Origin of the sequence: Streptomyces sp. 351MFTsu5.1 (assembly GCF_000383655.1) — a bacterium.
Taxonomy (GTDB): Bacteria; Actinomycetota; Actinomycetes; order Streptomycetales; family Streptomycetaceae; genus Streptomyces; species Streptomyces griseorubiginosus.
Genome location: NZ_KB911778.1, coordinates 160,932 through 187,279 on the forward strand (window position 1 = coordinate 160,932; position 26,348 = coordinate 187,279).

Sequence of the window (26,348 nt, forward strand, 5' to 3'; positions counted from 1 at the left end):
GACTTCACCTTTCCGTGTGCTTGAGGACCTCGGCGAGGCTCGGTGCCTCACGGTCGCGCTGGGACATCGATGTGACCGGAAGCGGCCAGGGAATGGCGAGTTCCGGGTCGTCGAAGGCGATCGTCACGTCCTCGGACGGATCGTGCTCACGGTCGATACGGTAAGAGGTATCTGCGATTTCGGTAAGAGCCTGGAAACCGTGGGCGCATCCCGCCGGGATGTACACGCTCTTCTGCGTCTCGCCGGACAGCTCGAAAGAGGCCCAGTTCCGGTACGTCGGCGAGCCCGGCCGCAGGTCCACGACGACGTCGAAGATCCGGCCGTACGAGCACCGCACCAGCTTGGCCTCGCCGGCGCCGGAGCGCAGGTGCAGGCCGCGCAGCACGCCCCGCACCGAGCGGGACACGCTGTCCTGGACGAAGGCGTGCGGATCGATGCCCACCGAGCGGGCCACGTCGACGTCGAAGGTGCGGCTGAAGAAGCCGCGTTCGTCGGAGAACGGTGTCGGCTCGAACAGGTACGCGCCGGTGATCTCCGGGACTTCGGTCGCTTTCATGGGGCCTTCCGCGGGGCGTGGGCGTGGGAGTTCGCCGGGAACAGGGTCGTGGTCAAGACGGTGAACTGCTGGGCGAGTTGATCCGCGGCGACCCGGTTCCGCTCGGCCAGGGTCTGCCGTACCTCCGGCGCGTGCTTCTCCAGGTCCCGGAACTGCTGGAGCAGCCGGTCGGCGTCGACCTCGCGGGCCGGGTGGCAGTACGCGCCGACGCCCATTCGCTCCATGAGCGCGTCGCTCTTCGCCGCGTAGGACACGGCGAGCACGGGTGTTCCGGTCTTCAGCGCGCAGATCAGGTTGTGGTAGCGGACGGCCACCACGGTGTCGGCGGCCGCCATCTCGTGCATCAGGTCGGCCAGTGAGGCCGGTTCGGCCGCGGTGACCAGCGGTGAGTCGACGGCGTCGAGGATCGCGTCGACCACCGGCAGGTCGCATTCGTCGCCGGTGAGGAGCCGGACCGGTCGGCCCTCGGCGACGAGCGCGCGGACGAAGGTGATCGTCCCGTCGAGGTAACGCCGGTAGATCTCCTCGGCCCGGGCCCGGTCGTCGTTGCCGCCGTGGAAGTCCATGACGCCCAGGCAGACGGGACCCGGTGTGCCGGTGGGCTCGGCCGACCGTGGGGCCGGAAGGAAGAACGCGAGGTCCGGGTAGACCTCGTCGTGCGCGGTGTTCACGCCCATCGCCCGCATCGCGTCACGGGACTGGGCGTCCCGGTAGGAGCGGTGGGCGGCGAGCCGCGCCGACCAGCGCACCAGCGCCCGGGTCGGACGGCTCTTGATCCGGGCGGCGCCGACGCTGACCAGCGCGACCCGGGTGCCCAGCAGCCGCCCGCTCGCGCAGAGCAGGAACAGCGAGTAGGGGAAGCCCCACGGCCGCAACGGCAGTGTGGCCTCCAGGACGCCCATGCCCGGCACGATCACCACGTCGTGCCGGCGCACCCAGGCGGCGGTGCGGAAGGCGTCGACGAGTTTGCCGACGCCCTTGCCCGCGATCGCGGCCGCACGGGAGGCGGTCCGGTACTCCCCGCGGTACCAGTGCAGCCGTGTCGCGGGGATCCCGAACCGGGCCGTGACGGCCTCGGGCCCGCCGCACAGCGCGTCGACGACCGCTTCCGGATGCTCGGCGCGCAGGTATCGAAGGACGGCTTCGAGGGACCCGTCGTTGCCGAGGTTTCCGGAGCCGAGCAGGCCGAATACCCCGACGCGTGCCGGGGTCTCGTCCTTCGGCGTCATGCCCCCCTCCCTTCGCGGCCCGCGACGAGGGCATCGACCGAGACGGTCAGCTTGGCCGGGTCGACCGGGGTGCGGTCCTCGACCCGCTCGCCGGCGCCCGGCCGGACCCGGCTGGTCATCCAGGCGGCCAGGTGGCGGAAGCACTCGCGCCGGTCGGCCGCGGACAGCGGGGCCCGCCGGATCGCCGAGGCGAAACCCCAGACGTACTCGGCGAGCAGCCGGGGCGTCGGGTGCAGCAGGCCGGCCCGGCGGGGGTCCAGGTTGACGCACCGGGACCGCTTGGACGGGTTCGCGCGTTCGGCGCGGGTGGGGTGGTCGCGGCGGAAGTACAGGAGTTCCGGCACCTGGTGGAAGCGGCCGTGCAGGGTGATCTCGGCGACGTAGGTGCGGTCGGCGTGGTGGTAGCTGTCCATCGGTCGCACCCGGCGCAGCACGTCGGTCCGCATGACGCCGTAGAAGTCGTCGCCGCCGGGCTCGAAGAGCAGGCTGCGGAAGCGGTCCGGTGCGTGCGGGGAGTCGGTGGCGAGCGTGTAGTCGTAGGGGACCTTCACCTGGCCGTCGCCGTCGATGACCGCCTGGTCGGTGTGGGCGAGGATGACGTCCGGGTGTTCGTCCAGCGCCTCGATGCAGCGCCGCAGCAGGTCGCGGCCGTAGAGGTCGTCGTGCGAGGCCCACTTGAACAGTTCGCCGCGGGCTTCGTCGAGCACCTTGTTGTGGTTCGGGGTGGCGCCGATGTTGCGGGGCAGCCGGATGTACCGGATGCGTGAGTCCTGGGCGAGGTACTTGCGGCAGATCTCCTCGGTCCCGTCGGTCGAGGCGTTGTCGGAGACGACCAGCTCGAAGTCCTCGTAGGTCTGGCCGAGCAGCGCGTCGAGGGACTCGGCGAGGTACTCCTCGCCGTTGTACACGGGCAGGCCGATGGTCAGCCTGGGTCGGTCGGTCATGAGGTCCTCACTTCGGGAACGGAGTCGGGGCGGCGCTCGCGCAGGGCGGCCCGCAGCTGGAGCCACCACACGGCCGAGCCGCCGACGGTCGCGGCGGCGACGCCCCAGGCCGAGCCGACCGTGCCGGCCAGGGCCGCCCCGCCGAGGCCGCCGCCGACGTAGAAGGCGGAGGCGAACAGCTGACAGCGCAGGCTGCGCCGGGCGGCGCCGAGCGCGCGCAGGCCGGCCGCGGCGCCGGTGCCGAGACCCGCGCCCGCGACGCTGAAGGTGATGGGCACGATGAGATGCGAGGAGGAGTGCCAGACGCCGCCGAGCAGGAAGTCGCCGAGCCGGTTCGGCAGCAGCAGCAACGAGCCGCCCCACAGCAGGGCGGCGACGGCCTGTCCGCCGCCCAGCAGGAGGCAGAACTTCCCCAGGCGGTGCGGGGACTGCCGCAGCACCCGGGCCGCCTCCGGCACGGTGACCAGCGAAAGGCCCATCAGGACGGCGAGGAATGGGCCCATGAGGAGCTCGGCGCCGCGCACCGCGCCCACCGCGCCGAGGCCGACGATCGCACCGAGCCCGTAGGCCCGCAGCTGGCTCGCCCCGCTGAGGCTGACGTTCTCGACCAGGTAGCGGTAGCCGAGGTCGCGCTGCTCGCGCAGCCAGCCACGCGCCTTGTGCATCCGGGGCCGGATGCCGGACTGGTAGCAGCCGTACCCGGCGGCCACCGCGGCGGACGCGCCCCAGGCCAGCACGAAGGCGCCCACGGTGTCCACATGGGCCGCCGCCACCATCGCCGGGACGAGCGCCACGCACCACACGACGTCGTTGACGAAGGCCTTGCGCCCGGTGCCCGCGGCGAAGAACGCGAACCGCCAGGCGTCCTGGAGCAGCAGCCCCGGCAGCATGACGCCCAGGCAGGCGAAGGCGGCGCCCAGCCGGCCGCCGAGAGCCAGCCCGGCCACCAGGGACACCACGCCCACGGCGGCACCGACCGTGAGTGCCGTACCCGTCGAGCGGGCCACCGCCCTGCGCCAGGACGCTTCCGGCACCCCGCTGAAGCGCACCACGAGCGGGTCGGTGGACAGACCGCGCGAGACGTTCAGCACCACGCCGTAGGTGACCCACGCCAGGCTGAACACGCCGAACGCGGTCACCCCGAGGGAGCGGGCGACGTAGATGCCCACCGCGAAGTTGCTGATGCTGGAGGCCGCCTGGTCGGCCAGTCCCCAGGACAGCCGGCCGAGGAGGGCCCGCTTGGCGGATCCGGCCCGTGGCACCGCTGTCGGCGGGTTCTCCCCCTCGACGGGCATCGACGTCATGTCTTGATCAGTCCTGCCTCGTGCAGTGCGCCGGCCGCGTCGGCGACGGTGTCGAAGGGCAGCCCGGACCGCTCGGCGACGTCCAGCAGATCGTGGTCGCCGTCGGAGAGGTTGAGCACCCAGAGCATGGCCATCTGGGCCTGCTTGGTGTCGCTGCGGCCGCCGAGCGCGTCGTACAACCCGCGCCTGCCGAGCTGCGGTTCGCCGTAGGGGCTGAGGTTGAGGTAGCGCCGGTTGCGGTCCAGGACGGCGAACGCCTCGCGGCACACCGCGAGGGTGTCGGCCATCGCCTCCGGGGAGACGAAGTCCGGGTTGTCCGCCGAGGTGTGGTACTCGGGGTAGCCCGCGTACGGGGTCCGGGTGAGCGAGCCCACGCCGAGGTTGAAGCCGGGCGAGCAGTACTGCCGCTCGTCGTAGCCGTACGGGGTGAACTCGTTGACCTGGTGCGGGCGTTCGGAGGCCGTCAGCACGTGCCGCAGCACCCGGTCGATCTCCGCGTCGCCGCGCCTGCTCTGCTTGTACGTCACCTGGCCCCGGTCGCCGGCGCAGGCCAGCACGAGCCCGTGCCTGACCCGCTCGACCCGCTCCGCGTTGCGGGCCAGCCAGGTGATCGCCCCGATGGTGCCGGGCGCGAAGATGAACCGGTAGGTGTAGTACGGCGTCCGCTGCGCCAGTTCCCGGGCCAGGTAGGTCGCCACCGCGACGCCGGCCATGTTGTCGTTGGCCAGCGCCGGGTGGCAGGTGTGGCAGGAGACGATCACCTCGTCGGCGACCCGGCCGGGGACCACGTGCTCGGCGTAGGTGAGGTGGCCGTCGGCGAGCGTGGAGTCGATGCGGACCTCGTAGTCGCCGTCCGGCATCGCGTCCAGGGTGTCCTGGGACAGGCAGAAGCCCCACTCCGGCTTGTAGTAGCTGGTGCGGTACGGCACCCAGGACGGCTGGTCCGGCAGGGTGTGCAGGTGGTCGCGCAGCTCGGCGAGCGGCATGGTCGCCGACACCGGGACGCTGTAGCCGAGCACGTGCAGGCTGGACGCGGCGAAGTCGACGACCCGGTGTCCGGTGCTGTCGGCGATGTACGCGTCGCGGATGTTCCACTCCTGCGGCACCGTCCAGTCCAGCACCGGTGTCCCGGTCGGCACCTCGTGCACCTGGAGCGGGAGGTACTCGCCGACGATGTCCAGGGTGGCCCGGACGCCGTCGCCGGTGATGCTCCGGCAGAGCGGGTACAGCCGCTCCACCAGGGCGTGCATTTCCTCGCCGACAGGGGTCATCGGCGCCACCGCAGGGTGTCGTCGACGGTGCCGGCCTCGGACGCGGCGCGCAGCACGGCGAGCCGGGTGAAGCGCTGGTCGAAGGCTTCCTTGGTCAGCCCGAACTTCTGGTAGGCGTCGGCGAGTTCGAGGGCGCCGCGCTTGACGGACCACTCGATGTCGAAGCCGGGGATGGCGGCACGGAAGCGGGAGAAGTCCACCCGGTAGGAGCGCGGGTCGGCGCCGTTCTCGCCGGTGATCCGCACCTTGGCGCCGGGCACCGCCTCGGCGACCTGCTCGGCGATCTCGGCGACCGTGACGTTGTTGGCCTCGCTGCCGATGTTGAACGCCCGGTCGTGGACCGCCTCGCGCGGCGCGGACAGCGCGGCCGTGAAGGCCCGCGCGATGTCGGCGGCGTGCACCAGCGGGCGCCAGGGGGTGCCGTCGGAGAGCACCAGCACCTCGCCGGACAGCAGCGCGTGGCCCACCAGGTTGTTCAGCACGATGTCGGCGCGCAGCCGGGGCGAGTAGCCGAAGGCGGTGGCGTTGCGCATGTAGACCGGGGTGAAGTCGTCGTCGGCCAGCGCGTGCAGGTCGTCCTCGACCCGCACCTTGGACTCCGCGTACGGGGTCACCGGGCGCAGCGGGGCGTCCTCGCCGACCAGGTCGTCGCCGCCCGCGGCGCCGTAGACCGAGCAGGTGGACGCGTACAGGAAGCGCCGCACCCCGGCCTCGCGGGCGAGCCGGGCGAGGTGCACGGACGCGTGGTGGTTGATGTCGTAGGTGAGTTCCGGCGCCAGCGAGCCCAGCGGGTCGTTGGAGAGGGCGGCCAGGTGGATCACGGCGTCGACGCCGGCCACGTGCTCGGCCGTGACGTCGCGCAGGTCCACGCGGTGGCCCTGCGGGTCCGCGGGTGTGTCGCCGAGGACGGAGTCGGCGAACAGGCCGGCGTCGAGGCCGACGACCTCGTGTCCCGCGGCAGCGAGGACCGGGGCCATCACGGTGCCCAGGTAGCCCTGGTGTCCGGTAAGGAGTACGCGCATGGTTCAACCCCCCAGGTTGAGCGTGAGTTTGGTGGCGGCGAACGCTTCCGCGTATCGCTCGTGGCATTCGATGCCACGGATCCGGGCGAGGCCCAGGAAGGCCTCCCGGTCGTACCAGGGACGGTGCCGCTGCGAGGCGTAGTGCTCCTGGAGCAGCCGCACCTTCTCCTCGGCGATCTCCGTCGACAGCGGCTGGTAGGCCGCCATCCGGCCGAGGTCGCCGTCCCACTTGACGATCTCGTAGCCGAGGACCAGGTGGTCGCGGAACGCGGTGGGCATCAGCTGCGCCAGGCCGCGGTGGTCCTGGTGCGCGTCCTCGGTGCGCGGGGCCAGGACCAGGTCCGGGTCGGTCTGCGCGCGCAGTTCCTCCACCGCGGCCTTGGCCTCGTCCCAGTGCACCGGCATACGGCCGTCCGGCAGTTTGAGCACGGTCAGCCGCAGGTCGGCACCCGGGCAGAAGGCGGCGAGCGCGGCCCGCTCCTCCTGCTCGCGTTCGGTGCCGCCGCCGGAGAGCACCAGCGCGTCGACGCGCAGGCCCGGCCGCGCGTGGCACAGCGTCAGCAGCGTGCCGCCGGCGCCGATGGCGATGTCGTCGCAGTGCGCGCCCACCGCGACGATCCGGTCCAGGCGGCCGGCGCCGAGCCGGATCACGCGCGCACCGCCGCGCTGTCCTGCTCCCACACGGCCCACGGGCGCTCGCCGCGGGCGTAGGCCTCGTCGAGCGCGGCCCGCTCCTTGACGGTGTCGGTCGGCTTCCAGAAGCCTCGGTGCTGGTGGGCCACCAGGCGTCCCTGCTTGGCCAGTTGGCCGCAGCCGTCGGCGACGAGGTCACCGTTCTCCGGTATGTGGTCGAAGACCTCCTGGCGGAGCACGAAGTAGCCGCCGTTCTCCCACAGCGGCATGTCGCTCACCGCGGTGATGCCGCCGACCAGGTTGTCCTCGCCCAGCTCCACGCAGTGGAAGGAGGACTGGGGCGGCACGACCATCATCGAGGCGCCGGCGTCGCGCTGGGAGAACTTCTCGATCATCTCGGGCAGCGGGGCGTCGGTGAGGACGTCGGCGTAGTTGGCGAGGAACATCTCGTCGCCGTCCAGGTGGTGGCGCACCCGGCGCAGCCGCTCCCCGATCGGGGACTCGATGCCGGTCTGCGCGAACGTGATCGTCCAGTCCGCTATGTCGGTGGACAGCAGCTCGGTGCGGCCCTTGCGCAGCACGAAGTCGTTGGACGTCGTCTCCTCGTAGTTGAGGAAGAAGTCCTTGATGTGGTGCGCGCCGTAGCCGAGGCACAGGATGAACTCCTTGTGCCCGAAGTGCGCGTAGTAGCGCATGACGTGCCAGATCAGGGGTCTCGGGCCGACCATTGCCATGGGCTTGGGCACGTCGTCGGCGGTGCCGTTGCGCATCCGCATCCCGTAACCGCCGCAGAACAGAACGACCTTCATGCTGTGACCTTTCGGGACGCGACCTCGACAACGCTCAGTTCCGGGATGGGGAAGACCAGCCGGCCGCCCCACTCGCCCACGTAGGACAGCTGCTCGGTGAGTTCGGCGCGCAGGTTCCACGGCAGGACGAGCACGTAGTCCGGCTTGTCGACGGCGATCTGCTCGGGCGCGAGGATCGGGATGCGGGTGCCGGGGGTGAACCGGCCGTGCTTGTACGGGTTGCGGTCGACCGTGTACGCGAGCAGGTCGGGCCGGATGCCGCAGTGGTTGAGCAGGGTGTTGCCCTTGCCGGGGGCGCCGTAGCCGACGACCGTCTCGCCGCGCTCGGCCGCCTCGATGAGGAACTTGAGGAGGTCGCGGCGCACCTTGGCCACCCGGGCGGAGAACTCGGTGTAGCCGGACAGCTCCTGGAGCCCGGCGGCCTTCTCGCGGGCCAGCACGTCGGCCACCCGCTCGCTCGGTTCGCCGGCCGCCTCTGCGGGCCGGGCCCACAGCCGGATGGAGCCGCCGTGGGTGGGCAGCAGCTCCACGTCCACGAGGGCGAGTCCGCCGCTGGCGAGGGCGCGGATCGCGGACGCGACGGTGTAGTACTGGAAGTGCTCGTGGTAGATCGTGTCGTACTGGTTGTCCTCGATCAGGGTGAGCAGGTGCTGCACCTCGATGGAGACCCAGCCGTCGTCGGCGACCAGGGCGCGCAGGCCCTGGGTGAAGCCGATCACGTCGGGGATGTGCGCGTACACGTTGTTGGCCACGACGAGGTCGGCCGGGCCGTGCTCGGCGCGGACGGCCGCGCCGGTCTCCGGGCTCAGGAACTCGGTGAGCGTGGGCACCCCCTTGTCCCGTGCGGCCGCGCCGACGTTGACCGACGGTTCGATGCCCAGGCAGCGGATCCCCCGGTCCACCACGTGCTTCAGCAGGTATCCGTCGTTGCTCGCGACCTCGACCACGAAGGCCCCGGAGGCGTCGAGCCCGGCCCGGTCCACGGCACCGTCGACGAAGGTCCGCGCGTGCTCCACCCAGGAGGTCGAGAACGACGAGAAGTACGCGTACTCCTTGAAGGTCTCCTCCGGCGTGATCAGCGGCGGGATCTGCGCGAGCCAGCAGTCCGTGCACACCTGGAGGTGCAGCGGGTAGGCGGGCTCCGGCTGGTCGAGTTGGTCCGCGGCCAGGAAGCTCTCACAAGGAGGCGTCGCCCCGAGGTCGACGACGCTCGCCATCGCCTCCGAGCCGCACAGTCGGCATCGTGTCATCTGTTGTTCCCATCCCCCCAGCTCGCGCGGGTGTCCCCGTCGCGAGTCAGTGCTGACCGACCCGCGATCGCGGTGCGGTACTCCTCCACCAGACGGTCGAGGCCGACCGCCGGGCTGAAACCCTGTTCGTAGCGGCGCCGGGCCGCCTCGCCCATCTCCCGGTTGCGGTCCGCATCGACCGCGATCCGGCGCATGCAGGACGCGAGCGAGGCGGACTCGCCCGGCCGGTGCAGCAGCCCGGTCACCCCGTCCTCGACCAGTTCGACGAAGGCGCCGTGCCCGGCGGCGACGACCGGCACCCCGGCCGCCATCGCCTCCACGACCACCAGGCCGAACGCCTCGAGCCATGTCGAGGGCGCCACCACGGCCACCGACCGGGCGATGGCCTTCTGGCACTCCGCCGTGTCGTACAGGCCGACGTAACGCACGTCGTCCCGGCCCACCGCCCAGGCGCTGACCTCCGCCTCCAGCGGCCCCGTGCCGGCGATCACGAGGGGTACCCCCACTCCGCCGCCCGCCGCGAGCTCGTCCCACGCGGCCATGAGCAGCCGTACGCCCTTGGCCTCCGCGAGCCGGCCGAGATACAGCAGATGCTCGCCGGTGTCCGTGCGGCGCGCCTCCGGGTCCGGCACGAAGTTGTGCTTCACCGCCAGCCGCTCGGCCGGCATCCCGGCGTTCACCAGGACGTCCCGCTGCGCCGCGGAGATGCACAGGAAGCGCTCCACACCGGACCACCAGCGCCGCCGGTTGGCCGACAGGCTGACCGCGAGCGGCACGGTCGCGAGACGGGAGCCCCGGTAGCAGCCGTGCCGGACGGCGGGCAGGGGCACCTTCGATCCGACGCATTCGGTGCACGGGCTGCCGTCCCGCTGCAACGTGCCGGGCGGGCAGACCTGGGTGTAGTTGTGCAGGGTCGCCACCGCGGGCACGCCGGCGTCGGCACAGGCGGCGAGGACCGCGGGCGACAGCAGCGGGAAGACGTTGTGGACGTGGACGACGTCCGGCCGCTCGGTGCGCAGCCGGTCGGCGAGTTCGCTGCGGACCGCCGCGTTCCACGGCACCCGCAGGGGCACCGCGACCTTGGCGAGGAGGGACATGGAGCCGATGTCGTCGCTGCGCCGCTCGAACAGCTCGACCCGGTGGCCGCCCGCACGCAGCAGCTCCACCTCCTGGTCGACGACCTTGTTCTCGCCGCTCGGCTGCGCCGATGCGTAGCGGTTGTGCACCACGAGGACGTGCATGCTCACCTCACCTCCGATCTCTGGGCCCAGCGCGGGACACGGGGGCGGGGGACGGCGGGCGCCCCCGGGGCAGGGGCCTCGGCGGGTGCCGCCAACAGCGAGACGGCCAGGGCCAGATGGAGCAGATACGGCGAGGCGTCGCCCAGGCCGGCCTCGGTGTACGAGGCGATCGCGCAGTAGCTGATCAGGAAGATCGCGCAGGCCCGCTGGAGCGAGGGCGGCCGCAGCAGCGCGACGGCGCCCAGCACGACGATGAACGCCGCGACGAGGCCGACGCCGATCAGTCCCTGCTCGTTGTAGACGGCCAGCCAGCTGTTGTCGATCGGCAGGCCGCCGAACGACTTGTCGCCCAGGCCCACGCCGAACCACTTCTCCCCGGTCGTGCGGGGCGCGGCCAGCAGGGCGTCCCAGACCTTGGCGCGACCGGTGAGGCTGGAGAAGTTGTCCTTGCTCTGTCCGCGCAGGAACCACGCCTGGAGCGCGCCGGCGAACCCCACCGCTGCGACCGCGGCGATCGCCACCGACCAAGTGAAGAAACGGCGGGCCGCGGCGCTGGTCATCAGCAGCGAGCCGATCGCCAGCACCAGGCCGAGCAGCAGGCCGAGCGTGGCCGTGCGGGTATGGGTCAGCGCGAGCAGCACGAGCGAGGGCACGATGACCACCGCCGCGCTGGTCCGGTCGATCCGGCGCCCGAGCAGGAGCAGCGCGGTGAGCCCGATGATCACCGCGGCGTACTGGCCGATCTGCGGCGGGGTGAGCGGCCACAGCGCGCCGACCAGCCGTCCGCCGTAGAGGTCGGGCAGGGCCGCGCCCGGGGAGATGGCGAGGCCGAGGGCCACCGACCCGAGCACCGCGAAGTACATCCGGATGTGGTGCCGTACGAACGTCAGGCTGCCGTCCCACCAGCGGCTGAGCAGCCACAGCGTGCCGACGAAGAGGGTCAGCCGGAAGCAGCGGAACAGCGCGCCGAACCCGGACTCCAGGTGGGCGCTGGAGATCACGCTCGTCACCAGCAGCAGGGTCAGCAGGAACACGTACGCGTTGGGCCGGACCCGCAGCCGGGCGTTGATCACGAGGGCCAGGGTGAACGCGGCGACCAGGGAGCCCATGGTGACCATCTGGATGAGGGAGCGGGGCAGCGGGACGATGGTCACCGCCCCGGCGGAGCCGAGCGTGTTGAGGACCAGCAGCCCCCAGATCACCCCGACGATCCTCGGTGTGCGCTCCGTCTCCATCTCAGTCACCCGCCTTCGGGTCGGTGGCGAGGGTGCTGCCCGTGTCCTGGCGGTACGGCACGCTCTGCCACTGCGTGAAGTCGAGGACATCGGCCGGGTCGTGGGCTACGAAGTGCCAGGGTCCGACGTAGACGTTGTCGTGCCAGCGGTTGTGCTGCCCGGTGGTGATCGCGTCGGCCACGGCCTCGCCCTTGTACGGCGACCAGTCCGGGTAGGTGCCGTAGTTGGACAGCACCGCCATCCGGTCGCACTTGGTCGTGCACTTGACGACGGAGGTGTCCAGCACGAAGCGGTTGTCGTGGATGTCGACCCGCTGGGTCTTCCACCGGCAGTCGGAGCGGAGCGGCTCCTTGTCGATCGCCGGCTTCTTGCAGCTGCTCGTCTTCTTCACCAGCAACGTGCAGTCGCCGGAGGAGGTGTTGGCCGGGCTGTTGCAGAACCGGTCGGCGTTCTCCCACAGGGTGATGCCGGACCAGTTGTCCTCCAGCAGGTTCCGGTAGATCTCGATCTTGTCGGTGCGGGCCTTGACCCGTGGTTCGCCGCCCGACTCGGACAGGTAGATCGTCGCGAAGGGGAAGCTGTCGCCCTTGTCGGCCGCCTTGCGGCCCTCGACCCAGTTGTTCCGCCGGACCGTGTTGTTGCGGATGATCGCGTTGTAGCTGATCTCGTAGATGAGTGCGGCACCGTCGTTGGCCTCGATCACGTTGTTCTCGATGAGGAAGTCGTTGTTGTTGGTGTCCGCCCACAGCCCGGTTCCCCGGTTGTCGTGCACCCAGTTCCCGCGGACGTCGGCGCCGTCGACGGCCCAGAACTTGATGCCCCCGGTGCAGCCGCAGCCCGGCTTGCGCCGCTCCCAGTCACCGGTGTTGTTGCCCACGATCTCGTTGCCCTCGACCACCAGTCCGGTGATACGGCCGTTGCCCTTGTAGGCGTTCATGCCGTACTGGCCGTTGTCGCGCAGGCAGCTGTCGCGGACCTGCTGGCGGGCACCGGCCATCAGCCCGGCACCGGAGTTGTGCTGGATCGTCGCGTCCTCGATGACCCAGCCGTCGGCCGAGTCGTGGTTGACCACGCCCTCGTCCGTCGGCGCCACGAAACCCTGCACGGTCAGGTGGCGGATGGTGACGTCGGGGGCGCTGCCGCTGAACGCGTACTGGTTCTTCCCTCTGCCGTCGAGCACCGCACCCGGCGCACCGAGGTAGCGGTCCCCCTTCTTGGGGACGACCTGGGCGAAGCGGTCCGGGTCGAGCCGGTGGGTGCCCGGCCGGAGCCAGAACGTGGTGTTCGGAGGGCTCTTCCTGGTCTTGGCCGCCAGGTCGCCGACCTTCGCGGGGTCGACCGTCACCGCACCCGCCGGTGCCTTGGCCGGTCCGGCCTCGGGGTGGGCGCACACCCGGGCCGGGGACTCGGACCGGGCTCCGGACGTGGTCGGCACGGCGGCGGGCTTCGCGTCGGCTTCCTGCGTGCCGCTGTCACAACCGGTCGCCAGCAGGGCCAGCGTCAGCGGTGCCGCCGCCCACGCCCAGAGCCGCGTCCTGATCTCCACGTGCCCCCCTATCCGCGGAACCCGAGCACGGTGGTGAAACCCTCCGTGCCGTCGGTGGATCCGGTGCCGATCAGGGTGGTGGCGGGTTCCTTGCGCCCGAATCCGGCGGAGTACCAGCCCAGCGGGGGCTCGGTCTCGCCGCGGTGGGCCTGCCAGGACAGCTGTGCGGGCAGGTCGAGCACGGCGGAGCGGTCCTCGCCGTCGCGGGTCCAGGTGAGCCGTGCCCGGTTCCCGGCCAGTTCGGCGGTGACCGCCGGGCCGAGGTGGAACGCCAGGCGTGCCTCCCGGCGCGGGCCGCGCACCTCGTCCACGATCCTCAACTCCTGCTCGTCGGCGGACAGTTCCACCTGCCGGCGGTGCACGGTGCCCTGGTAGCCGTCGTGTTCGGCGCTCCAGCGGGACGCTTCCGCCGTCAGGACGCGGCTCTGCGCATGCCGGGTCCACAGGAACGGGCCGCCGGAGACGGACTGATCGGCGCCGTCCAGCTGGAGGGTGTTGTGGCCGAGGGTCGAGCGGAAGTACTGCCGCCACTCGGGCTGTCCGTGGTAGCAGTACGTCCCCGGGTCGGCGAGCACGTCGACCCCGTCGTGCCGGACCTCCACGGACAGCGCGTCCGCGTGGGCGTGCGCGGCGATGGACAGGAAGCCGTGCGGGCCGCCGTCGCAGCGGACCCAGATCTCCTCCGGGCCGCGCAGGATCGTCATGCCGGCGTCGGCGAAGTGGGTGGGGCGGCTCGCCGGCCGGGTCACCGAGGGTTCTGCGGGCTTGATGAGCGCGGCCAGCAGCGGGGTGCGCACGTCGGTGCCGGTGACCGTCGGCCACCAGTCGAGGCGGCCGAACACGGCGTCCCCGGTGGCAAGGAGCGAGGCCCAGCGGTCGGTGCCCGTGCCGTCCACGATCAGACCGTGCCCGTCGTCCGCGTCCCCCTGACGCGGCGGCCGCAGCCGGTTGTCCACGACGGCCGCGAGCGCGTCGGTCATGCGCAGCAGCACCAGGCGGACGGTCGCGGGGACCGGCACCGCGGCCGCGTCCGCCTCGGCCAGCGCGGCCAGGCCGAGTTCCAGGACCAGGCCGTGGTACTCGGTGGCCAGCTCGCGGTTGAGGCCGGAGAGGTAGGTGTTGGCGCGCAGCTGCCGCTCCAGCGAGCGCAGCGCGCCGGCCCGCCAGCGTGCCGACTCGGGGAACCAGTCGAACGCGCAGGCCGCGGCCAGCTGGCCGGCGTCCTCGGCGATGACGTGGTTGTTCGCCGAGGAGCCCCGGCTGGGGAACGCGGCCAGCCAGCGCTGGTGGTGCCAGATCTGGTTGCGCGCCACCGGGTTGCCCTCGAACAGCTCGGCCGCGCCCGGCCAGCCGTCGAGCAGCCGGCGGACCCACACCCAGGACATGAGCCGGATGCCCAGCTCGATGCCGCTGAGCCAGTGGACGCCGCGCAGCGGGGGGTTGGCCTCCCACCACGACCGCAGGTGCTCGGCGACGCGCTCGGCGTACCGCTCGTCGCCGGTGACCGCGTAGGCGGCCGCGAGCTGGGTGAGGTACTGGTGCCGGGACGGTTCCCAGATCTGCTTGATGTCCCCGACCGCGTCCTCGCTGCGGTACGGCACGTCGAAGGCGTAGCCCTCGGGGGCCCGGCGCCCGGTCTTCGGGTCGAACCACCAGTCCGGGTCGGCCAGGTCGTCGCGGACCACGCCGAAGAACTCGGCGTGTCCGTCCATGAGCAGGTCCGCCTCGGCGACGAGACGCTTGGCGGCGTCCGGGGGTACGGCGGCGATCGTGCCGACGGGCAGCACCGCGGTGAACCGGGCGCCGGTCACGCTCGGGCAGTCGGGCGGCGTCGCACGCCAGCGCCGTCTGCGCAGGGTGTCGCCCACCCGGCCCGCGACCTCCTGCGGCCCCATCCGGGACAGCCGCCGGAGGTACCAGCCCACGCTCATCGTCATCAGGGCCTCGCCAACGTCACCGGCACACCACCGGCCAGGCCGGCCTGCACGGCGAGGGTGGCCGCCGTGGTGGCGACCAGGGACTGAAGCGGCGTCGGCATCGGCCCGCCGGTGCGCACCGCCTTGACGAACGCGGCCAGTTCGGCGTTCTGGCCCTTGTCCCGCGCCTTGGGCAGCCGCGAACTGACCCACTTCTTACGGCCGTACACCGAGGCACGCACGAAGTCGTCGAGGCGCAGCGCGCGGCCGTCGGCGACCAGGTCCAGCGTCTCCTTGGGGAAGCCGGACGGGCCGGTGGTGACGTAGCTGATGGTGGCGGTGGAGCCGTCCGGGTAGCGCAGCACGACCTGGAGGTCCTCGTTGCCGGAGGTGGCGGTCGCGTACACCGAGACCGGGTCCGCGTCGAGCAGCCAGCTCGCCGTGTCGATGAAGTGCCCGCCCTCGCCGACGAACCGCGAGCCCTCGGAGCCCTGCTGGAGGTACCAGCTGCCGTGCGCGAGGCGGCCCGCGTTGACGAGGTAGCGCAGGTGCGCCGGACCGCTCCGGGCGCCGAAGTGGGTCCTGGCCTCGTGCAGCAGCGGGGCGAAACGGCGGTTGAAGCCCACCTGGAGCCGGTCGTTGCCGGACTCCTCGACCGCCGCGAGCACTCCGGACAGCTCGTCCTCGGTGAGGGCCAGGGGCTTCTCCACGAACACGGTCTTGCCGGCCAGGAGGGCCTGCCGGGTCAGCTCGGCGTGCGAGCTGTGCCGGGTCACCACGAACACCGCGTCGATGGACTCGTCGCCGAGCACGGCGTCGAGGTCGGTGGTGGCCTTGGCGAAGCCGAACTTCCGCTGCGCGTTGGCCCCGGACAGCGAGGTCGTGGTGACGACGGTCGACAGCTCGACGCCCTCGCGCTGGGCGAGGTGCGGCAGCAGCATCGACGTCGCGTAGTTGCCCGCGCCGACGAACGCCAGCTTCACCGGCGTCTTGGCGGCCCGCGCCGGAGCCGCCTTCACCTGCACCGCGGGCACGGCGACCGCCGGAGCCTTCGTCTCCTCCGTCTCCCCCGCCTGCTCCGGGTACCGGAACAGGGCGGTGACGGCCTTCAGTTCGCCGTCCTTCAGGCGCCGGTAGGTCTCGACGGCGTCGTCGAAGTCGGCGACGTGGGAGATCAGGGGCTCCACGTCGACCTTGCCGCGGGCGGCGAGGTCGAGGAAGCAGGCCAGGTTGCGGCGCTCGGTCCAGCGGACGTAACCGATCGGGTAGTCGCGCCCCTCCAGCTCGTACGACGGGTCGTAGCGCCCGGGGCCGTAACTGCGGGAGAACCGGACGTCGAGTTCCTTCTCGTAGTACGCGTTCCACGGCAGGTCGAGGCGGCACTTGCCGATGTCGACGACCCGGCCGCGGTCCCGGGCCAGCTTGGCGGCCAGCTCGACGGGCTGGTTGCTGCCGCCGCCGGCGGCCAGGTACACCTGGTCCACGCCGTGTCCGTCGGTGAGTTCGGCGACGGCGTTCTCCACGGCGGTGGAGGCGGGGTCGCCGCAGGCCGCGGCGCCCAGACGCTCGGCCAGCTCGCAGCGCGCCGGGTCGGGGTCGGCGCCGACGACGCGGACGCCGGAGGCGGCCAGGAGCTGCACCACCAGCTGTCCGATCAGCCCGAGGCCGATGACCAGGGCCACTTCGCCGAGCTGCGGTTCGCCCTGGCGGACGCCCTGCATCGCGATCGAGCCGACGGTGCCGAAGGCCGCGTGCTGCGGTGCGAGACCGTCCGGCACGGGGACGTAGAGGTTCTTCGGGACCCAGTTGAGCTCGGCGTGCAGCGCGTGCTCGTTGCCGGCGCAGGCCACCAGGTCGCCGACCTTCACGTCGTCGACACCGGCACCGACCTGCTCGACCACCCCGCACAGGGAGTAGCCCAGCGGTGTGTAGGAGTCGAGCTTGCCCATCACCTTGCGGTACGTCGCGGGCACCCCGTTGGTGGCCACGCTCTGCATGACCTTGGCGACCTGGTCGGGGCGGGAGCGGGCCTTGCCCAGCATCGACATGCCGGCCTCGGACACCTTCATCATCTCGGTGCCGGTGGAGATCAGCGAGTAGACGGTGCGGACCAGCACACCGCCCGGCTTGCACCCGGGCACCGGCACGTCGAGCACCGCCAGCTCGCCGCTCTTGTAGTTCTGTACAACCTGTTTCACCGAAGTCCCCTGATTCCTAAGCCGTTTGCCGAGTGCTCTGGTCGGAGCGGGAGGTCGCGTCGCGGTACCAGTACTCGAGGGTCAGCACATGCCACAGATGCTTGGAGAAGTCCTGCTGTCCGGCGGCGTCCACGGCGACCATCCGGTTCAGCGCGTCCCGGCGCAGGAAGCCGGACCGCACGAGCTCACCGTCGTTGACCACCTCGCGCACCAGCGGTGCCAGGTCCCGGCTCATCCAGGCCCGCAGCGGGGCGCTGAACAGGCCCTTGGGCCGGTAGACGATCTCCCGGGGCAGGATCGAGGTGGCCGCCTCCTTGAGGACCGCCTTGCCCTGCCGCTTGACGATCTTGCGGTTGCCGGGCACGGCGAACGCCGCCCTGACCACCTCGACGTCCACGTACGGCACCCGCACCTCGGTCGACGCGGCCATGCTGGAGCGGTCCGTGTAGGTGAGGTTGAGGCCCGGCAGGAACATCCGGGCGTCCGCCAGGCACATGCGGTTGACGAAGTCGTCGAGGGCGTTGTCCTCGTAGGTGTCGGCATGCTCGGTCAGCACGTCGTCGACCGTCCCGGCCAGGTCCGGGTCGACCAGGGCGAGCAGTTCGTCCTGGTCGTACATGGTGTAGCTGCGCCGGAACGCGGTCTCCTCCGGGAGATCGGCGAAGGACAGGAACCGCTTCGCGAAGCGCACCGAGCGCAGGCCCCGGCGGGACGTGGCGACCGGCAGCCGGTCCACGACCCCGGACACCCCGCGCCGCACCGGGCCAGGCACCCGTTGGTAGCGCAGGGCGAGCAGGTTGGCCAGGTGCTTGCGGTACCCGGCGAACAGCTCGTCGGCGCCCATGCCGGAGAGCATCACCTTGACCCCGGCCTCCCGGGCCGCCTGGCAGATCAGGAAGGTGTTGATCGCCGCGGGGTCGCCGATGGGCTCGTCCAGGGAGTACGTCATCTGCGGCAGCAGGTCGAGCACGTTCGGGGCGATCTCGATCTCGTGCAGCTCGACGCCGAACTGCTCGGCCACCTGCCGGGCGTAGCGCAGGTCGTCGGGCATGGCCTCGAACCGGGCGTCCTCGGCGCGGAACCCGATCGTGTAGGCGGAGATCCCCGGCTGGTGGCGGGCCGCGAGGGCGGTCAGCCAGCTGGAGTCGAGGCCGCCGGACAGGAAGGTGGCCACGGGGACGTCGGCGAGCAGGTGCTTGCGGGTCGACTCCTCGACGATGGCGGCCAGGTCGGGCTGTTCACCGGCCCGGGCGCGTGCCTGTCCCTCGGCGGCGACGTCCTTCAGGTTCCAGAACCGGCCGCGCTGCACCTGGCCGTCGGGCCGGATCCGCAGCCAGCTCCCCGGCGGCAGCTTCTCCGCCTCGCGGAAGGCGCACCGCGAGTCCGGCACCCAGTAGTAGAGGAGAGAGGCCACCAGAGCCGCGTGGTCCACCTCCAGTGCTCCGCCGGTCGCGGCGGCGAGCGCCTTGAGTTCGGAGGCGAAGGCCAGTCCGCCGTCGCGCCGGAGCAGGAACAGCGGCTTGATGCCCAACTGGTCGCGGACCAGCACCAGTTCGCCGGTTCGCTCGTCGAAGACGCCGAACGCGAACATGCCGCGCAGCCGGGGCAGGCAGTCGGTGCCCCAGCGCCGCCAGGCCTCGAGGAGCACCTCGGTGTCGGAGGTGCCGCGGAAGCGCGTCCCGGCGGCCTCCAGCTCGGCCCGCAGCTCGGGCGCGTTGTACAGCTCGCCGTTGTACGTCAGGACGAGGCTGTCCTTGGCCATCGGCTGGGCGCCGGTCTCGGACAGGTCGATGATGGACAGCCGGCGGTGCCCGAGCTGCACCTCGCCGTCACCGACGGGGTGGCCGTAGCGGCCCGCCCCGTCCGGACCGCGGTGGGCGAGGGTCTCGGTGAGCCGGTCGGTGACGGTCTTGCCGTCGGGCCATAGGTAGGTCCCTGCGATGCCACACATGCCCTACCGCACCTCCTGGTCGCTGTCCGGGACGCGTGCGGCCCACATCGGCTGTCGTTCCGTCTTCACCTGGGCTGTGCCGTTCTGCCGGGCGGTGCGCTCGCTGTGGCCCCGCAGCGCGATGTGCAGCCCGTCCCAGAGGGTGCCGTCGGTCCGGTCCCGTGGATCGGGGTCGATCAGCACCACGCCGACCACCGCGATGCGCTGGTCCGCGAGCTGTCGTGCCACGGTGTGCAGCCATGCGGCGCTGCCGTGCCCGGCCCGTACGACGAGCACGGTCTGGGTGCCGAGGTACTGGAGGTCGGTCCACGCGGTGCCGGGTGCCACCGAGCCGACGCCCAGCAGGCGGCCGTGGTCCGGGGCCCCCGCGGCCTGGTGGCCGGTGACCACGGTGGGATCACCCGGCTTGGAGCGGCGGCGGGAGAGTTCCGAGCCCGGCAGACCGTCGACGACGGCCACGGGCCCGTCGGCCGCCAGCGCCCTGGCGACGTCCAGGGCGATCGCGCTCGTGTCGCGCGCGCAGCCCAGTTCCAGCAGGGACAGCGGTTCCGCGGCGCCGCGCGCGGTGCGGGCCAGGGAGGTGGTGAGCCGTTCGCGTGCCAGCCGGGTGCGTCGGCGCTGCCACGGCCTGCCCGACCTGCGGGGCAGCTCCGAGATGACCGAGGCGCCCAGGTTGGCGGCGATGTCCCGGCGCAGTACGGGGCGGTCCGCGACCACCACGCCGACCGCGGCCAGCGCGAGCCCGAGGAAGAGCCCGAGGACGAGTCCGATGCCGGCGTCGGTGGCGGCGGCCTTGGGCAGGGAGTGCCGTACCGCGCTCGGGGCGTCCACGATCTGCGTGCCGGCGATGACGGCGGGCGTCCCGGTGCGGGCGTCGGCGGCGCGCTGGTCGAAGTCGGAGATCCGCGAGTTGAGTTCGGCCCGGCGGGCGTAGAGCGATTCGAGGCTCGCCGCCCCGGTGGTGTCGCCGGTCGTGGCGCGCTCGTTGATCTGCCTGTTCACCGAGGCGAGCTCGTTGCGGGTACGGTCGCGCTGGTCGAGCAGGGCCTTGGACTCGGCCTGCGCGGTGGCCTTCATCCGCTGCACGTGGTCCGCGACGAAGGCGTCGGCGAGCGCCTTGGCCCGGGCCACCGCCTGCGCGTCGTCGTCGCCGGTGACGTCGATCTGGAGCAGGTTGTTGGTGAGTCCGGTGCCCCGGTAGTCCTTCATGAAGTCCTCGGGCTTCTCCGGGGACTTGAGGGCCTTGAGGGCCGTGTCGGCGATGCGCGTGGTCTGGAGCAGCGCGACGTCGGTGCGGATCAGTGTTCCGGTGTCGTTCGGCTGGTCGTCCGCGTGGGCGACCAGCACCTTGGTCGTCGCGCTCGGCGCCGGCGGCAGCAGGACCGCGACGGCGAGGCCGGCGAGGAAGCCCAGGACCGCCATGCCGCACCACAGGCGGCGGCGCCTGCGCACCGCGACCACGAGGGCCTGGACGTCCAGCAGCGGGGTGGTGGTCGACTCGGGTGACGTCGTGTTCGTGGTCACGCCCGGCCTCCTGTCGCAGGGCGGGGAACGGCGAAGGTCAGCGTGGCGTCGTCCGGCAGGTCGGCGGCGGCACGCGTGGGGCCGGCCTGGACCGGGCCCGCGAGGACGACACCGACGACGTCGTGCCGGCCCTCCGCGCACGCCTCGGCGATGCCGGCGAGCTCCTCCGCGGTCCAGCTGTTCGCGCTGAGCACCACCACGGCACCGTTCTCCGTCCCTCGGTCCGGCACGATCGGCCGGTCCACCGACACCTCCACCAAGCGCAGTTGCGGATCGTTCTTGGCCTCGGCGAGGAGCTGTCCCGCGGCCCGGCGGGCGATCTCGTCGCCGTCCGGTACGACGAGCAGCAGCCGCCGGGGCGCCGGCAGCTGTTCCCGGAGGCGGGCGCACACCCGCCGGTAGCGGAGCCGCCGGCCGGCCTCGTCGCCCGACTTCTGCGGGGCCGGTTCGTCCCAGCGGGTGTCGGCGCCCACGAGCCGGCTGATCCGGGCTCCCCGGCCCGAGCCCTTCGGCCGGTGCGCGGGCCAGTCACCGGCCACGTCCACGGCGCCCAGCGGCGTCGAGCCCAGTGCCGCGGCGATCGCGGGTTCGGTGCGCAGCCGGCGGTTCATCCGTGCGGCGACGAGATGGCCGACGACCGCGAGCAGGAAGAACAGCAGCGCCCCGCCGGCGATGAGCTGGATCCGCGTCGGCGGTGCCTCGCCGGTGGGCAGGGCGGCCTGGCCCATGACGACCATGCCCGACTTGCCGGCCGACGGGTCGGCTTCCTCCAGCTTCTTCATGGCCGCCTCCAGCGAGGTGCGGAGGTTCTCGAGCGCCGTGCGGGACTGCACGCTCTCCACGGTCTGTCCCGGATCGGCCGCCTCGGCCAGGTCGGAGATGCGCCGGTTGGTCTCCGCCACCTGCTTGCGCAGCGCCTCGGTCTGCGCGGCCACCGAGGCGTCGGTGCCGCTGCCCGCGACCTGCGCGGCGAACTGCACGAACTGCTGGGCCACTCCGTCGGCGAGCCGCTGCGCGCGCTGCGGGGTGTCGGCCGTGCCGGAGATCGTGATGATGTTCCCGTCGCCCGCCGAGGCACTCACGTCATGCCGCAGCTCGGAGCTGCTGACGTCGGACCAGTGCAGGGCGTCGGCCGTACGGTCGACCACGGTCAGGCTGGTGGCGATGTCGACCTGCGTGAGCAGCTCCCGCTCCTCCCAGACCCCTGGCAGCAGTACGGGCGCCGAAGCGGTGTATCTCGGCGGGAACACCAGCACCGAGGTGCCGTAGCCGACCAGTGCGCCCAGCGCGGCGAGGACGGCCAGGAGCCGCCACCGCCGCCGGAGTATCCGCCCGATCGTGACAAGGCGGATGGTGTCTTCGTTCAACTGCGCTGCCTCTTCTTCCTCGTGCGCACCGAACCGCTCGCAGGGGCCTCGCGGTCCCGGCAGGCGGCGGCATAGGCGGCGAGCAGTGACGCCTGGGAGTTGCGCCAGGAAAGCTGCCCGCCGATCCGCTCCTGGCCGATCTTGCCCATGCGGGCCCGCTGGTCCGGGTCGTCCAGCAGCACCGTGATGAGCTCGGCGAACCGGGTCTCGTCGTTGGCGGGCGCGTAGACGGCGGCCTCAGCGGCGGAGACGCGCGCCTCCTTCAGGTCGAAGGAGACGATCGGCCGGCCCATGGCCATGTACTCCAGGACCTTGTTCATGGTCGACACGTCGTTGAGCGGGTTGAGCGGGTCGGGAGACAGGCACACGTCCGCGGTGGAGAGGTAGCGCACCAGGTCGGCGTCCGGGATGCGCCCGGTGAACTGCACCTGGTCGGTGAGCCCGAGCTCCCGGGACAGCTCCACCATGGCGTCGAAGGCGTCACCCGAGCCGACGAACACCGCGTGCCAGTCGGTCCGCCCGAACTCGTCGCGCAGCTTGGCGAGGGCGCGCAGGGCGTAGTCGACGCCGTCCTGCGGGCCCATGACGCCCAGGTAGCACAGCAGATGGGGCTTGCCGCTCTTCAACTCCGGTTCGGCGGGCACCGGTTGGAACCGCTCGATCTGCGGGGCGCTGCGCACCACGAAGACGTCCTCGGGCCGCTTGCCGCCACGGCTGACGGCGACGTCCTTGTAGCTCTCGTTGGTGGCGAGCACCACGTCCGCGGCCCGGTAGGTCCGCCGTTCCACGGCGCACACGGCGCGGTAGAGCAGGTCCTTGCCGCGGTCGAAACGGGAGAGGTACAGCTCGGGCACCAGGTCGTGCTGGTCGAAGACGAACTGTGCGCCGCGCCGCCGCAGCCAACGGGCCGCCAGGAACAGCAGGTCGGGCGGGTTGCAGGCGTGCACCACGTGGACGGGTCCGACCTTGCGGGCCAGCCGGACCGTGTGCCAGAGCGCGGAGCCGTACTCCTTGAGGTAGCCGGACGGTCCTCCGGTAGCGGCGCGCAACGGGTACCGGTGGATGCGCACCCCGTCGATCACCGCCTCCGGCTCGGTGTCCCGCTTCTCCCCCTGCGGGCAGATGACGTGGACCTCCCAGCCCGCGTCGCGCAGCGTCGTGCACTCCTGCCACACCCGCCGGTCGAACGGCACCGACAGGTTCTCCACCAGGATCAGCGCGCGCCGGCCGTTGCCGTCGCCGCTGACTTCGTTACCAAGCAAGGCCCATGTATCCCGGTTCGGTCCGGCGCGTCTCGGCGTCGGGAAGGCGGATGAGGTCGACGATCGTCCGGTCGCCGCCGTGCGGCAGGGCCGCGAGGACGGCCGGGTCCTTGGTCCCGACCAGGCACACCTCCGCGTGGTCGAGGACTTCCTCGACGGAGTCCGCGAGGAGCTGCGCGAGGTGCGGCAGCCGCGTCTCGATGTACTCGCGGTTGGCGCCCATGAGCCGGGACAGGCTCACGTTGGCGTCGTGGATCCGCAGGTCGTACCCCTTGCCGTGGAGTCGTTCCGCGAGTTCGACGAGCGGGCTCTCGCGGAGGTCGTCGGTGCCGGGCTTGAAGGACAGCCCGAACAGGCCCACCTTCCGCTTGCCGGTGCGCTCCACCAGGTCCACCGCTCGCTGGAGGTGGTCGGAGTTGGAGGGCAGCACGTGGGACAGGATCGGCACCGAGACGTCGGCGCGCTGTGCCGCGTACACCAGGCTGCGCAGGTCCTTGGGCAGGCAGGAGCCGCCGAAGGCGAAGCCGGGCCGCAGGTAGGCGGGGCTGATGTTGAGCTTGCGGTCGGCGAGGAACACGTCCATCACCTGGTGCGAGTCCACGCCCAACGCCTGGCACACGGCGCCGAGTTCGTTGGCGAAGCCGATCTTGAGGCCGTGGAACGCGTTGTCCGCGTACTTGATCGCCTCGGCCGTCGGGACCGGCACCCGGAAGACCTCGCCGGGCAGGCTCTCGTACAGCGCCGCCACCACGTCGCCGCTGGCCGGGTCGAGTTCGCCGATGACCGTCTTGGGCGGGTCGAAGAAGTCCCGCACGCTGGTGCCCTCGCGCAGGAATTCCGGGTTGACCGCGACCCCGACGTCCACTCCGGCGGTGCCGCCGATGTTCTTCTCCAGGATCGGCACCAGGAGGTTCAGACAGGTGCCCGGGAGCATGGTGCTGCGGAACACCACGGTGTGCCGGCCGCCCCGCTCGGCGAGCGCGGCGCCGATCTCCTCGGTGACCCGCTCCAAGTAGGTGGTGCACAGGCTGCCGTTGGGCTCCGACGGGGTGCCCACGCAGATCAGCGACACCTCGCTGCCCAGGATCGCCTCACGGACGTCGGTGGTGGCGCGGAGCGCGCCGGACCGCACGACGTCGGCGGTGAGTTCGCCGATCCGCTCCTCGACCACCGGGGCCTTGCCGTCGTTGACCAGGTCGACCTTCACCTGGTTGACGTCCACGCCGATGACCTCGTGCCCCATGTGGGCCAGGCACGCGGCCGACACGCAGCCCACGTAGCCGAGCCCGAACACGCTGATTCTCATGACCCGTTCCTCCCCCCAGCCAGGCCCTTGTGGCCCGCTGTCTGCCCGCCCCTCGGACGGCGCCCCCCGCACATCAGTAGGCCCCCTGGCCGTAGAGCACCGCGCGCAGCGTCTTCCACAGGATCACCGCGTCCAGGGCGAGCGACCAGTCCTCCACGTACCGCAGGTCGAGGCGGACGGCCTCCTCCCACGGCAGGTCGCTGCGTCCGCTGATCTGCCACAGGCCGGTGAGGCCGGGCTTGACCAGCAGTCGCCGCCGGATGTCCGGGCCGTACGCGGCGGACTCCTCCGGCAGCGGAGGGCGTGGACCGACGAGCGACATCGATCCGGTCAATACGTTGAACAGCTGCGGGAGTTCGTCGAGCGAGTACCGGCGCAGCACGGTGCCGACCCGGGTCACCCGCGGGTCCCGGCGCATCTTGAACAGCAGCCCCGCGCCCTCGTTGCGGTCGGCCAGCTGGGCGCGTACCTGGTCGGCGTCGGCGACCATGGTGCGGAACTTGAGGATGGTGAACTCCCGGCCGTCCTTGCCGACCCGGCGCTGGCTGTAGAACGCCCCGCCCCGGCTGTCCGCCACCACGAGCAGTCCGACGAGGAGCATCAGCGGCGCGAACAGGATCAGCAGGAACGCCGAGCCCAGCCGGTCGACGACCGCCTTGATGGCCCGGCGGCCGCCGGTGAACGTCGGCATGCTGACCCGCAGCAGCGGGATCCCGAGCACGGCGTCGACGTGCAGCCGTGGGCCGGCCACCTCCATCAGGACCGGGGCCACGACCATCTCGGCCTCGCTGCCCTCGAGGTTCCAGGCCAGCCGCTGCAAGCGCTCCGGAGTCCAGTACGGGTCCGGTGTGACCGCGACGACCCGGTAGCCGTCGTTCTCCACGTACTTGGCGACGTCCGTGAGCTGACCGACGACCGGCACTCCGTCCAGTTCGTCGTCGTCGAACCCGCGGCCCTCCGTCGTGCACACCCCGTCCACCCGCCAGCCGAGGTGCGGGAACTTGCGGGTGCGGTTGATCAGGTCGCTCACGGTGGCCGGGCTCCCGGCGGCGAGCACCGGTCTCAGGCACTGCCCTTCCTTGCGCTGCTTGTGCAGCCCGAGGCGGAGCACATAGCGCGCGGTCATGGTGACCAGCGCGATGGCGGGGATCGCGACGAAGATCCAGAGCTTGATGTTGCGTGAGGTGAGGGCGATCCCGCCGAGCGCGAGCACGACGGTCGCCGCGAACAGGGAACGTCCGAGCCTGCGGAACTCCTCGGCACCCTGGCCGAGCACGGCCGGTGCCCACGCCCGGCCCACCGCGAGCGCGGCCAGCACCAGCAGTTCGGTGCCGAACGCGAGAATGCCCCATTTCTCATGCCAGTTGGCCGCGTCCCGGGCCCCGAAGAACTCGCCGATCCCCGCCACCACGAAGGCGGTGGTCACCGTGTCGCTGGTGATCACGGTTCGGCGGTAGCGCTGTTCCCAGTCGTTCGCCGACTGTCCTGTCGCCCTGTCCGTCAGCTCGTGCGCCGCCGGAAAGGGCCTGGCTATCCCCCCATCCGGCACGGAAGCCCCCCGGTCCCCAGTGGTACGACCTGATTGCCAGACATCGTTCCTACCCCCCTCCGGGAGGCCCCCGCCTCCCGCACCGTTCCTCGCAGGCCCCCGCCCCACGCCGCGCTGTACTTCTCCCGGGAGGCGCATCACCCCCCGGATGACATGCCTAGGTCAACACTGAGTAAAGGACCCACCCAGGAAGAAAGTAGACTTGCACGTTCCGCCAGACTTTGAGTTGTTCCGG

20 protein-coding genes are annotated in these 26,348 nt (G+C 71.8%); all 20 read right to left on the reverse strand.

Annotated features, from left to right (window positions below):
- Nucleotides 1-4: 4 nt before the first annotated feature.
- Nucleotides 5-556 carry a dTDP-4-dehydrorhamnose 3,5-epimerase gene (gene rfbC / locus H295_RS0110370; protein WP_020135293.1) on the reverse strand — a complete coding sequence of 184 codons (552 nt, stop codon included), beginning with the start codon at nucleotides 554-556 and terminating at the stop codon, nucleotides 5-7.
- Nucleotides 553-1,785, reverse strand: coding sequence for a polysaccharide pyruvyl transferase family protein (locus H295_RS0110375; RefSeq protein WP_020135294.1), 1,233 nt, complete (start codon nucleotides 1,783-1,785; stop codon nucleotides 553-555). Before H295_RS0110375 ends, rfbC begins: the two co-directional genes overlap by 4 nt.
- Entirely contained in the window at nucleotides 1,782-2,729 is a 948-nt protein-coding gene (locus tag H295_RS0110380; protein WP_020135295.1) for a glycosyltransferase family 2 protein, read from the reverse strand. Before H295_RS0110380 ends, H295_RS0110375 begins: the two co-directional genes overlap by 4 nt.
- Entirely contained in the window at nucleotides 2,726-4,033 is a 1,308-nt protein-coding gene (locus tag H295_RS0110385; RefSeq protein WP_020135296.1) for a membrane protein, read from the reverse strand. The genes H295_RS0110380 and H295_RS0110385 overlap by 4 nt, the downstream gene beginning before the upstream one ends.
- Nucleotides 4,030-5,313, reverse strand: a complete 1,284-nt coding sequence (locus H295_RS0110390; RefSeq protein WP_028809232.1) for a DUF4910 domain-containing protein — start codon at nucleotides 5,311-5,313, stop codon at nucleotides 4,030-4,032. The genes H295_RS0110385 and H295_RS0110390 overlap by 4 nt, the downstream gene beginning before the upstream one ends.
- On the reverse strand, nucleotides 5,301-6,326 hold the full coding sequence (locus tag H295_RS0110395) for an NAD-dependent epimerase/dehydratase family protein (RefSeq protein ID WP_020135298.1): 1,026 nt from the start codon (nucleotides 6,324-6,326) through the stop codon (nucleotides 5,301-5,303). Before H295_RS0110395 ends, H295_RS0110390 begins: the two co-directional genes overlap by 13 nt.
- Before the next feature lie 3 nt (nucleotides 6,327-6,329).
- Nucleotides 6,330-6,977 carry a PIG-L deacetylase family protein gene (locus tag H295_RS0110400; RefSeq protein WP_020135299.1) on the reverse strand — a complete coding sequence of 216 codons (648 nt, stop codon included), beginning with the start codon at nucleotides 6,975-6,977 and terminating at the stop codon, nucleotides 6,330-6,332.
- Entirely contained in the window at nucleotides 6,974-7,768 is a 795-nt protein-coding gene (locus tag H295_RS0110405) for a glucose-1-phosphate cytidylyltransferase (RefSeq protein WP_020135300.1), read from the reverse strand. The genes H295_RS0110400 and H295_RS0110405 overlap by 4 nt, the downstream gene beginning before the upstream one ends.
- Nucleotides 7,765-9,018, reverse strand: a complete 1,254-nt coding sequence (locus H295_RS0110410) for a class I SAM-dependent methyltransferase (RefSeq protein WP_028809233.1) — start codon at nucleotides 9,016-9,018, stop codon at nucleotides 7,765-7,767. The genes H295_RS0110405 and H295_RS0110410 overlap by 4 nt, the downstream gene beginning before the upstream one ends.
- Nucleotides 9,015-10,259, reverse strand: coding sequence for a glycosyltransferase (locus H295_RS0110415; RefSeq protein WP_028809234.1), 1,245 nt, complete (start codon nucleotides 10,257-10,259; stop codon nucleotides 9,015-9,017). Before H295_RS0110415 ends, H295_RS0110410 begins: the two co-directional genes overlap by 4 nt.
- A gap of 2 nt (nucleotides 10,260-10,261) precedes the next feature.
- Nucleotides 10,262-11,494, reverse strand: coding sequence for a membrane protein (locus tag H295_RS0110420; RefSeq protein ID WP_020135303.1), 1,233 nt, complete (start codon nucleotides 11,492-11,494; stop codon nucleotides 10,262-10,264).
- 1 nt (nucleotide 11,495) lies between these two features.
- Nucleotides 11,496-13,040, reverse strand: a complete 1,545-nt coding sequence (locus H295_RS0110425) for a right-handed parallel beta-helix repeat-containing protein (protein WP_020135304.1) — start codon at nucleotides 13,038-13,040, stop codon at nucleotides 11,496-11,498.
- An 8-nt stretch (nucleotides 13,041-13,048) separates the two neighbouring features.
- On the reverse strand, nucleotides 13,049-14,977 hold the full coding sequence (locus H295_RS0110430) for a heparinase II/III family protein (protein ID WP_020135305.1): 1,929 nt from the start codon (nucleotides 14,975-14,977) through the stop codon (nucleotides 13,049-13,051).
- Nucleotides 14,977-17,154 carry a bi-domain-containing oxidoreductase gene (locus H295_RS0110435; RefSeq protein ID WP_020135306.1) on the reverse strand — a complete coding sequence of 726 codons (2,178 nt, stop codon included), beginning with the start codon at nucleotides 17,152-17,154 and terminating at the stop codon, nucleotides 14,977-14,979. The genes H295_RS0110430 and H295_RS0110435 overlap by 1 nt, the downstream gene beginning before the upstream one ends.
- A 16-nt stretch (nucleotides 17,155-17,170) precedes the next feature.
- Nucleotides 17,171-19,105 (reverse strand): asparagine synthase (glutamine-hydrolyzing), encoded by a 1,935-nt coding sequence (gene asnB, locus H295_RS0110440; protein WP_020135307.1) that lies wholly within the window; start codon nucleotides 19,103-19,105, stop codon nucleotides 17,171-17,173.
- 3 nt (nucleotides 19,106-19,108) lie between these two features.
- Nucleotides 19,109-20,629, reverse strand: a complete 1,521-nt coding sequence (locus H295_RS0110445) for a Wzz/FepE/Etk N-terminal domain-containing protein (RefSeq protein ID WP_020135308.1) — start codon at nucleotides 20,627-20,629, stop codon at nucleotides 19,109-19,111.
- Complete coding sequence (locus H295_RS0110450) at nucleotides 20,626-21,996, reverse strand: Wzz/FepE/Etk N-terminal domain-containing protein (protein ID WP_020135309.1); 1,371 nt, start codon at nucleotides 21,994-21,996, stop codon at nucleotides 20,626-20,628. The genes H295_RS0110445 and H295_RS0110450 overlap by 4 nt, the downstream gene beginning before the upstream one ends.
- On the reverse strand, nucleotides 21,993-23,258 hold the full coding sequence (locus H295_RS0110455) for a glycosyltransferase family 4 protein (RefSeq protein ID WP_020135310.1): 1,266 nt from the start codon (nucleotides 23,256-23,258) through the stop codon (nucleotides 21,993-21,995). Before H295_RS0110455 ends, H295_RS0110450 begins: the two co-directional genes overlap by 4 nt.
- The gene (locus tag H295_RS0110460; RefSeq protein ID WP_020135311.1) at nucleotides 23,248-24,564 is read right to left on the reverse strand and encodes a nucleotide sugar dehydrogenase; all 1,317 of its coding nucleotides are present in this window, start codon (nucleotides 24,562-24,564) and stop codon (nucleotides 23,248-23,250) included. Before H295_RS0110460 ends, H295_RS0110455 begins: the two co-directional genes overlap by 11 nt.
- Before the next feature lie 73 nt (nucleotides 24,565-24,637).
- Entirely contained in the window at nucleotides 24,638-26,008 is a 1,371-nt protein-coding gene (locus H295_RS0110465; RefSeq protein ID WP_020135312.1) for a sugar transferase, read from the reverse strand.
- Nucleotides 26,009-26,348: the final 340 nt, after the last annotated feature.